The organism is Nostoc sp. FACHB-888 (assembly GCF_014696655.1).
In the GTDB taxonomy this organism is placed as follows: domain Bacteria; phylum Cyanobacteriota; class Cyanobacteriia; order Cyanobacteriales; family Nostocaceae; genus Nostoc.
In genome coordinates, this window is sequence record NZ_JACJQM010000151.1 from 1 (window position 1) to 10,078 (window position 10,078).

10 protein-coding genes are annotated in these 10,078 nt (G+C 40.9%); 2 read left to right on the plus strand and 8 right to left on the minus strand.

Annotated features, from left to right (window positions below; all coding sequences use genetic code 11):
• Positions 1 to 112 precede the first annotated feature (112 nt).
• The gene (locus H6G26_RS34160; RefSeq protein WP_190735542.1) at positions 113 to 439 is read left to right on the plus strand and encodes a hypothetical protein; all 327 of its coding nucleotides are present in this window, start codon (positions 113 to 115) and stop codon (positions 437 to 439) included.
• A gap of 24 nt (positions 440 to 463) precedes the next feature.
• Positions 464 to 1,084: a tyrosine-type recombinase/integrase gene (locus tag H6G26_RS34165; protein ID WP_199327210.1), complete on the plus strand. Its 621-nt coding sequence runs from the start codon at positions 464 to 466 to the stop codon at positions 1,082 to 1,084.
• A gap of 79 nt (positions 1,085 to 1,163) precedes the next feature.
• On the opposite strand, the gene H6G26_RS34170 is transcribed toward H6G26_RS34165, so the two are convergent.
• The 8 genes from H6G26_RS34170 to H6G26_RS34205 all read right to left on the minus strand — a co-directional run bounded on the left by H6G26_RS34170 (position 1,164) and on the right by H6G26_RS34205 (position 9,944).
• Positions 1,164 to 4,775, minus strand: coding sequence for a hypothetical protein (locus H6G26_RS34170; RefSeq protein WP_190735528.1), 3,612 nt, complete (start codon positions 4,773 to 4,775; stop codon positions 1,164 to 1,166).
• 10 nt (positions 4,776 to 4,785) lie between these two features.
• A complete protein-coding gene (locus H6G26_RS34175) occupies positions 4,786 to 5,100 on the minus strand; it encodes a hypothetical protein (RefSeq protein WP_242054080.1) in 315 nt (104 codons plus the stop codon).
• A 160-nt stretch (positions 5,101 to 5,260) separates the two neighbouring features.
• Positions 5,261 to 5,716, minus strand: a complete 456-nt coding sequence (locus H6G26_RS34180) for a hypothetical protein (protein WP_190735530.1) — start codon at positions 5,714 to 5,716, stop codon at positions 5,261 to 5,263.
• A 2-nt stretch (positions 5,717 to 5,718) separates the two neighbouring features.
• Complete coding sequence (locus H6G26_RS34185) at positions 5,719 to 6,498, minus strand: ParA family protein (RefSeq protein WP_190735532.1); 780 nt, start codon at positions 6,496 to 6,498, stop codon at positions 5,719 to 5,721.
• A 159-nt stretch (positions 6,499 to 6,657) separates the two neighbouring features.
• Positions 6,658 to 8,100: a restriction endonuclease subunit S gene (locus H6G26_RS34190; RefSeq protein ID WP_190735534.1), complete on the minus strand. Its 1,443-nt coding sequence runs from the start codon at positions 8,098 to 8,100 to the stop codon at positions 6,658 to 6,660.
• Positions 8,097 to 8,504: a type II toxin-antitoxin system VapC family toxin gene (locus tag H6G26_RS34195; RefSeq protein WP_190735536.1), complete on the minus strand. Its 408-nt coding sequence runs from the start codon at positions 8,502 to 8,504 to the stop codon at positions 8,097 to 8,099. Before H6G26_RS34195 ends, H6G26_RS34190 begins: the two co-directional genes overlap by 4 nt.
• Positions 8,501 to 8,734: a hypothetical protein gene (locus H6G26_RS34200; RefSeq protein ID WP_190735538.1), complete on the minus strand. Its 234-nt coding sequence runs from the start codon at positions 8,732 to 8,734 to the stop codon at positions 8,501 to 8,503. Before H6G26_RS34200 ends, H6G26_RS34195 begins: the two co-directional genes overlap by 4 nt.
• 133 nt (positions 8,735 to 8,867) lie before the next feature.
• Positions 8,868 to 9,944: an N-6 DNA methylase gene (locus H6G26_RS34205; protein ID WP_277883941.1), complete on the minus strand. Its 1,077-nt coding sequence runs from the start codon at positions 9,942 to 9,944 to the stop codon at positions 8,868 to 8,870.
• Between the last annotated feature and the right edge of the window lie 134 nt (positions 9,945 to 10,078).

Consider the following 10,078-nt stretch of genomic DNA (forward strand, 5'->3'; position numbering starts at 1 on the left):
GGCTGCCGACGGCAGCCCCTTCATTCCCCTCTAAAATGATTATCATTATTGGTAATGGAATAGTTTATTTTCTGGAAGTCCCTTAACAGGAATAGAGCCATCTGGTTTAGGATTGTCAAAAAATCCCAATACAGGAGAAATTGATTGGCGCAATCAAGCACAGGTGAGCCACCAGTTAGCAGAAGTTATAGATAAAATGGTGCGTTACGACTTCAGGCAAAGATACCAGTCAGCTACAGAAGTGTTAAGGGATTTAGAACTCTTGACAACAACAAAAATAATTCCTGGATCATTTTCTCAGCAAACAAAGAAACCTCACAGGCTTTTTTTAGTTACAGCATTAATTGCTTTGATTTTTGTCCTGACAGGAATAGCATTAATAAAATTTAATCCAAAATTTCCTAAACCTGAGCATCCCTTACCTACACGAAGTAGCTAATTTGACTAGGATAGCTAAATACGATTGCTGGAGTTTGAATCTAGTTTTTTCACGTCGCGCATCTCGGTTACTGACCTTGCTGAACTAACAAAAGAGCAAGTCTGGGCAAGTATGAAAATTCGCCGCAACGGTCAAGCATCTGTGCTGACCGACGAACAACTGGAAGAATTGATGAGCGTTTTTTCACGATCTGATAAATTGCTCTTTGGCATTTGCTATTACACATCATGCCGCATAAGTGAGGCACTTCAGCTCACCAAAGGAGATATTGTGGGTGAGAGGATTATCTTCCGCGCCAGCACGACCAAGACCAAAAAAACCAGGGAAGTGAAGATATCTGCAAAACTAGCGGAATTAATAATTGAGTGTGGCTTACCCAAAACTGGGTATTTATTTCCTGGTCGGAAGGAGGGGCATCGTACCCGGCAGTCAGCGGACTTGGCATTACGCAAAGCCTGTGACTATGTAGGGTTCAAGGGTATCAGTTCTCACTCCTTCCGAAGGACTGGGCTGACAAAAATGTATAAGGCCGGAGTGCCACTGCCAACACTGCAAAAGCGATCTGGACATACCAGCATCGCCAATTTAACTTTTTATTTGGATATTGACCGCGATGAAGTCGATGCGGCAGGAGAATTATTGTAGATAGCTCCAGTTTACCTGAATAATTTTGAGAGCAATAAACAAGCGATCGCTACTCAAGCTACGGTGATGCCGAATAGGGTTATTTGCTTCCAGAAGGAGGAAGTAAATTCCGATATTCCCAGTGTCCGCGTTTGCCCAAATCTTGAATAATATTTTCAGCAGTTTTTCTTGCTTGACCACTGGTGCTTTGAATAGCTTTACTGAGGATAGCCTTAGTTTCATTCTGCCAACCGTAGATACTCCAACCAGACTTATCATTTTTCATGAGCAATTCAAGGCACTCGACAGATGATTCTGGCATCGTATCAACAAGTACAGCTAGACGTTCGAGCAGCAAAAAGTCAGGATCTACTTTGCCAGTTAGCTCAAGAATCTGTTTAATCTGTGCAATAGCCCAAACGTCATCAAATTTCCCAGAACCGAACCACCAGCCAAAAGCAGCAAGTTCAGTGGCATAGGAACTACGTTCGGTAGAATTACGTGCTGTTTCCAAACGCTTTTCCCAGAGCAATTGGAGACTATTAAGTATTTCTGGATCTATCTCATTTTCTGTCCTATTAAGACTTCTCCCCACAAATTCGAGAGCATAGCCACGTAACGTATCAGAAGCTAACTCAAAAAACCTTGCCAATGCTCCTGGCTCATCCAAATTCAGCTTCCCACGCCAGTAGAGAGTCATCAAGTGCTGGGCAAGACCTTCATCAGTATGTGTCAGTTTTTGTCGTTCAATCGAGGTGGGATCGATCTGTTCAACTGCATAGCGGTATTCCTCATGTAGTAAATCAAAAACATTGTTATAAATACCAGAAAAATTAATGTAGCTTTCCCAAGCAGCACGTCGCAGATTGCTGAAAATTTTATCTTGTGGAAATATTTTTCCTATGCTTTGATTTGCCCATAGCGGATCTAGTAAAGCCAGCCAAGGAAACCACTGACCATAAACTGAGCGTATTGCTAAAGATGGCTCTATATTTGGGTTAAGATGTTCATCAAGTACCTGCCGTACTTCTGGCATTTCATCAAAACCTCGTTGCAAATGCTCTTCACTCTCAAGTATTTGCTCAAAGTGGCGACGAATCCAGAGGGCATAGCGAACAACTGTGTGCATTGCTTCCCCGCGAACAGTATTAATTGCCAGTTCACTATAATTATTATTTGAGCTATACTCCATTTCTCTTTCTAGCGTGGGGTCTGGATGTTGAGTTAAAAGTCTGAGGATGTTCCAAACCCGATCGCGAAAATTAAACTCAATTGCTATTGTATCAACGTTCAGTCCGACTCCAAGCAAGTCTACCACTGTTCGGCAAGGTTCGAGCCAATTGCTGCTGGGTTCGTTATAAATTGTCTGAGATTTCTTCAATTCTTCAGATTTCTCTGCTAACCAATTGCAGAGACTTAGAACAGATATCCAATCAAATTCTCTTATTTCTTGCTGTTGTTTTGATTGATTATTTAAAGCTTGACGCAAACCTCTAAGCAAATTCGATATATATCTTGCGTGTAGACCTTGGAATTGAGCGGCTCCCTGTGCATAACGTTCAGGACTTTTTTCAACTAGTCTTGCCAGAGCAGATCCTAGCCCTGAGCGTGATGGTTCTTCAAAGGGATCTGGAGAATTTGGCTCCCATGTTCTAAGAAAGGCAACTAGCTCCTCAATACTCATAGATTCTAATTCTGAGTCAGTCTTTGGACTTTGAAGACCTAAGACTCTAACCTCACCTACACCTCCAGAAACAATATCTGAAAGTTCAAGCTCCTTGCCAAATTTATTGACTAAATCATCATAGCGTTCACGCCAATATATTGAAAGACTATCTTTTATTATTGTAAGTTTGTGACATTGCCAATATTTAACCCATTCAGCTTTTGTCTCTTGATCTTCTTGCCAATTCCAGTCAAGTTCAGGATTTTCAATCCAACTTAGAATTTGCGCTTGTTTCTCTACAGAAAGTTGACCAAAATTATCTCTGAGTAAGTGTGCATACTCATAATCTTCGTAAGAACTAGTATCTCTGAATCGCTGAGAATCAACCAGCTTTTCAATCAGCAAGTTGCGGTCTACATCTTGATACTCACGAATCAGGTAAAGTGCGATGCGATGAAAAATTCGCCAGCGTTGCTCCTCCAACTTCTGAACAATATTTCGGATTTTCGTCCGATCTTGTTCTAATATCTGTTTTGCTGTATCCCTTACTGCTTCTACCAAAATTTCTGTAACATCGTAAGGAAGATGATTTCGAGGATGATCCTCAATTGCATATCGCCAGATACGTGAGTAATCCTCCAAGATAGGCGAATTATTCTGCTTTTCCTCAGTTTCTGCATTACGTCTAGAGAACTTAATCGCATCATTAAGCAGAAAAATTAGCATAATTAACGCTTTTTCACCCACTATCTTTACTAATTCTGGCACTAAGGTTTTTAAAATTCTTCGATAATGCGAGTTACTGAAACGTATTCTTGGTTTAGGCAAGGGAAGGTAAACATTGTTATCATTATCGTCCCCATTGTTCAAACTAGAATCTGGCATAACAGCAAGTAATGTTCTAGCCAGTTCTAGTGCCTTTTTAATCTGACCCCCTTGAGCAAGATGTACTATGAAGGCAGCAACTTTTTCTGGAAGTAGAGAGGATGAGTATAATGATTCAATCCAAGTTTTAACTTTAGGAACTAATTGCACTGCTTCTTGTGATGCCATTTCAAGTGCAGCATCAACAAAATCTTCATGGATACGGGGATTGTTGCTTTCTATCTGTCGTGCAATTTCTAGAACCTCTTTCGGCTTGTGTTTAGCCATTCGCACTAGATAGCGAGACTGAGACCACATAGGAAAGCTGACAGTGCCTTGACTAACATCTTCAATAATTTGCGGAGGATTCTTGAAAAACCCTTTATCCTTTAACGGTTTAATCCACTCTGGATTTTGTAGACGATTGAAAAAGTAACTAAAATGCTGTGGGTGAATCAGGAATCCTATAACTTTCTCTATCTGCTGAGGATTGTCTTCTTGTAAGATTTCATCAAGTTTATCTACAGTAGTGTAGAAATTTTGAGCAAATGTAGCAAGAAATGACTCAAATAACTCAAATTGATGACGGATTTTCAGATCATCAGGATCTAATTTAGGTTTAGCGCTATCATGTGTTTCATGTGCTTGTTCCATAAACCACTCTGTTATTTCCCAGTAGTGATTGACTATAGGTTCTAATATATTCAGGTCAAGTTTATTTTCAGAAATACATAATTCAAAAAAGAGAAAGGTTCTTTTTTTATTGTTGTATCTTACTGCTTTATGTTTTTTTATAAGTTGCTGAATTTTACTAAATATTTGAAAATTAATAGTAATTTCTTCACTCTCTAAAGGTATTTCATCTAAACCAAAGCCATTACTCTCCCAAATATCTGCTAGGTTTTCAACTTCATCTTTATATTCAAGTCTTTCACTTATTTTAGGAATAGAATCAGGCAATCTATTACGAATTTCACGAACAGCATGAGATATAAATCTTAATCTACCAGGAATTAGGATTCCAAAAGTTAAGCAAACTGCACCTTCATACAAATTTGCTAGAGAGCTACTATTTTGATTCAGCCAGGAGAGTATTTTCCTACGGGTCGTTGTCCAGTCCGCTGGAGGTACTTGAGGTAAATCAGATGAGGTAGGGTGTAGATTTTGACTATTGAGTTCCACAACTTTTTCCCTAAATTGTAGGTTGAACAATTTGACCGATGCCGGGAATAAATCCTGCTATACCACCGCCAATCCTGAAAAGTAACTGTCCTCCACCCATCGCTATAATCGCACCAGCAACTGCTCCTGCACCACCAGCAGGGATTAAATCAACATTATAAACTTGGGCAATCCGAGTTACTACAGATGCCTGTACAGCAATTAAACCAGTATTAAAGGTGAACGCACCAATAACAGGAACACCACCAGCAACTCCTACTGCGGCTCCACCACCCATCATTAACCAAAGTTCGTCTCTGGCTTGGTCACGACAATATTTAGGCATAAAATTACGTTGAAATTGGAGCAGTGATAGGAGTTACAGATCAGATAATCCCTATAGTTAAAATGCCCAATTAAACCGATAAAATTAATCTACTCTTTAAGCTGAACCAGCACCAATTAGCGATCGCTGATTTTATTCCTTTTTTTCACTGGGACGATCATTATGTTTTTTTGGACGAGTTGCTCAACATTGTAATTAACCGTTTAATTTGCCCAACTCGCTTGCGTTGGTCGTAGCGGTGCTTGGCTTCTGTAGTGATTTTTTCTACAAGTGCGTTATCGGCACTAGCAATAGTCCAGGCAGCTTCTAGAAAGACCTCAACTGTAATTCCCCTGTCTTTACAAAATCGTGTTAATTTTTGGTCTAGGTCTTTTTCTAAAACGATCGCTGAATGCCGTCGGGTTTCTGGGTATTTTTCGAGTTCGGATTGGAGTTCGGCGATTGTGTCTGCTGGTGCAGCAGTTGGGTTGGCTGGTTCGGTAACTGTGCTGGATTCTTGTGATGAGTTTTGTTTCTCTGTTTGGGATTGTACTTTAGAAACGAGTGCATCCTGACGTGGTTCAACTGTCGGGCGATTACGTTTATTGCGTAATTGGTTGAGTACGTTATCTGACATTTTTATTTAGCCCCAAGTGAAGTACGAATTTTCTCAACTAAAATTTCAAATGGATATTCCAAGTCGTTATATCCCAACTGCGAGAGGGTTGTACGTTTGTTGATGGCTTGTTTATAGCGTTCTGACTCGCGGATTGATGGTAGAACTAACCCCTCGCCCACTTCGTCGCGCATACCATCTACAGCCGCCCGACTTTCTTGTGCTTGGGTTTTACCAAACCAGCGATCGCGGAACGGTAAAACACCTAATACTTGGGCATCTGTTGCACCAACATCTTGTAAGCCGTTCAATAAGTCGAGCGTCCGCACGAGGGAACCGTAACCTTTAACTGATGCCTCTGCGGGGATAATCAAAAAATCTGCTGCGCCGATCACTGTTAAACAAATTTGCGATCGCTGGGGTGGAGCATCGATAATGCAGACTTTGAATATTTTGCTGACCGCTTCCAATCGCCGCTTGAGTAATGTTGCACCTACTCCACTGTTAGATAAATAATCCTGCACGGTATCGAGTTGATCATCGGACGGGATTAAAAATAAATTATCGTTATCTAGAGTCGGGTAGATGCAGTCTTCTGGTGCAACTGTTTTTTTGAGAAATTCTAATAGGGTTGGTTGGTTGGGTTCCAACTCGAAACCTAGATAGGTGGTGAGATTATGTTGGGGGTCGGAGTCTAGCATCAAGGTGGGTAAACCCTGACGCGATAGCAACCGCCCCAGAAACAGCGATGTTGTAGTCTTGCCCTGACCGCCACTCAAGGAGCTTACGGTTATTGTCAGCATAAATATATTTATTAAATTAGCTATTTAACGTATAGTCATTTAATTATTTTGTCAATTAATAAATTTAGCCAATTAGCTTTTTAGCTTTTTGTAAAATTAGCTTTTTAGCTTTTGTCTGCCGTCAATTTTCTTGTAAATGCGATCGCCTGCTTGTCTGTACTACTCCAAACCCAGTTCTAGCTGCACTGGCTCTGCTTCCTGCGGCGATGCCTTTTTGCTGCGTTGTCTGCCAGTTGGTGGGGTGGATTTCTTAGCGGCTTTAGTTTGGAGTTTGTCACGTTCTGCGCGAATGCGTTCTAGCAGGACGGATGCGGGTTCGTCGTTGGGATCTTGAGGTACGAGTTCACCGCGAAAGGCTTTGGCGAGGATAGATTGGTCGAGTTGATCTAGGTTGGCTTTGGCTTCTTGGTATTGTTGTTCAATTGTCTCAGCAGCTTTGAAAAAAGATTCTACTCGACGAACTATTTCTTTTTGTTCTGCAATGGACGGCAAAGAAACAGGTGTGTTCATTACAATTGGTTGATTAATTTTTGGCATATTACCTGCCGTACCAGTTGCATTTTTTCTGAAATATAATCGAGTAGCTTTATTTGAAAGAGCATAAAATATAAATTCAGAGGTTGCTTTTTCTTCTATTACCTGAATCTTCATCATTAAATCAGGATAAATAAATTCGCCAAAGCTACCATTATAAACTGCACAAGTTCCAACGTATTCTATAGTATTGCTTCTTTGTATTAAAATATCTCCTGGACTTAACCATAAATAAGAATCTATAGAAATTTCTTCATCAATATATTTAAAGTATTCGGGTTTAAACTTTCCCGATGTAGTTGCAGTTAATGTAATACTTTTTACTTTTGTAGGATAGTCAACTGGTTTAGGAGAATAACCATTTCGAGGTTTACCTTTTATTACTTCTTGTAAAGTTGTTGTTTCCCATTCAAAAACATCAGGATTCTGCTCCCGCCAATCAGCAGTGAGGTCGCCACAAAAGGCAGCGGCGAGGACAGATTGACGGAACTGGTCTAGCAGTTGAGGAATATCCTCAAGCGCCTCCTTCACTCGCTGACTCCGAGCCTTCAGTGCCTCTATTTTGGCAACTATCCGGCGTTGTTCGTTGAGGGGTGGGAGGGGAACAATGCGAGGAAATAACTCATCTTTATTAAAACCATTTTGAGCCGACCTAGATACTAAAAACAATGGTGCTTGAAACAAAGGCGTTTCCAAGAAAGCTTTTACCCATCTTTTATCTAATTCTTGATTATCAAAAATAAGTTTAGCTAAAGCTACATTATAAACTCCACTTTTACCTGTGCATATTTTCCCTAAACTAGCACCATATCGAGCAATTAATATATCTTCTTCAGAACATTTTTGCCAACGATTGTTATCTTTGATATACACTACATAGGTATCAGATTCAAAGTCTCGAATTTGAAGAAGACGAACATATCCAAGTTGAGGATGCTGGCTGAATTCAGATTTAGGAGGCTGAGTACCACCTTTGATGTCAAATAAATCTCCAAATTTACAAATTATCCAACCATTAGGAATTTTTTTATTGGATAAATTTTCTATTTTTAAATAATTGCTACTCAACCTTCTTCCTCCCAATCCTCAATTTGTAACTCATTTACCCGAATAAATTCTTTTGTATTATGCGTAACGACTATCAAATTATTCGTCATTGCAATAGCAGCAATCTGCACATCATAAGGGCCAATTGGCGTACCACTAGCAGCTAACTCAGCCCGAATTCTCCCTGCTATCCTTGCGGCTTCTGGGTCTAAAGGTATAATACTAAATTGACTAAAAAAACGTTGCAATATTTCTAAATTTCTCTCCTGTTGGGCGCTACGGTAAGCACCATAGTACAGTTCTAATTGGGTTATCGTGGAAATTAAAATATCTTCTGGTTGTTGGGATGCCAGTCGAGTTGTTACCGCAGGACTACTATTATTGATTAAACGGATACAGACATTAGAATCGAGCAGATAAGTCAAAATAGCTGCTCCCTAGTTTCGTATTCTCCCTGTTCTGCCCGTTCTAGCGGTTCTCCTACCCAACCACCAATTACCTCTTCAAAAAACCCAGGCATCCAGCCCCGTTGTTGTGGTGTAACTCTTTGAATTGTTACCGTAACTTCAATTTCTGTATCTGGCATTTCTACTGGGATATCTAAATGTAAAATACCATCTTTACCCACATGCGACCGGATTTTTATACTATCCATTGTCTTTTCCTCCTAATAAAAAGTTACTCTTGTTTGTCTTGTGGAAGAGAACGCCACTTGGTTAATAACTCTTGTTCTGGACTCATTAGTATTCACACACTACTATTACTACTCCTATTGTGATTGGGTATTTTTATTCTAGAAGCGAAACTTCCTCGGTTTCCGCTTCTCCTTCCAGCAGCGCCGTCAAAGCCTCCATCTCCGCGATCGCTGTTTGTAATTTCGTCATAATAGCGGCTGCAATGATATCCGGTTCTGGTAAATTATCCCCCGACTGCAAACTTTCATCCCGCAGCCAAGTAATATCCAGGTTTTCGCCGCGTTTAGTAATTTCCTCCCGCGTAAAGCAGCGCCAGCGTCCCGACTCGCCTTGGTCAACACGCGGACTTCCCCCATTAGCATCATCGCCGTAAACCTCTTTAAAGGGACTAAAATGCTCTCTAGTTAAACGAGTCCGCTTGCCAAAAATAGGTATATTCGTCCGCATATCGTAAAACCACACCTGCTTGGTATTACCCTTGTCTGTCGTTCCCCGTTGGAAAAACAGCACATTGGTTTTCACACCTTGGGCATAGAAAATCCCTGTAGGCAATCTCAAAATTGTATGCAGGTTACACTTATCCATTAAATCGGCGCGGATGCTGCGTCCTTGCCCATCCTCAAACAGCACGTTATCTGGTAACACCACTGCCGCCCGTCCTCCGGGTAGCAGTCCGCGATAGATATGCTGTAGAAAAGCTAACTGCTTGTTTGACGTTGTAAATGTAAAATCATCCCGTGTTGGCAGTCCGCCACCCTTTTTCGTTCCAAAGGGGGGATTGGTAAGAATGACATTAGCTTTTGGTAACTGCTGCCCCTCGCTAGAGAGAGTATCGCCCAAGTCCACAGCACCTTCAATGCCATGTAGCAGCATATTCATTAATAATAGTCGGTGGGCATCCTGCACCAACTCAATGCCGTAAAATGCTTGGTAGCGGTGAAACGACTGTTCAGCTTCGTTTAAATCAAATAAATCATCCGTGTGTTTTTTGATATAGCGATCGCTGGCAATTAAAAATCCACCCGTTCCTGCTGCGGGGTCTTGCACCAATTCCCCCGGTTGCGGTTTAATGAGTTCGACCATGCAATCAATCAAAGGACGCGGCGTAAAGTATTGCCCTGCCCCTGATTTTTTCTCACTGGCATTTTTCTCTAAAAGTCCTTCATACAAATCGCCTAAGCCTTCTTCCTTGGCAGAGTACCAGTCAGGGCGGCCGCATCATGTCAATAAGACTAGACTATTCTCAATAGACGTAAAAATAATCTCGTTAAACCCTGCTTATTGACAAAGATTTTAGCGATCAC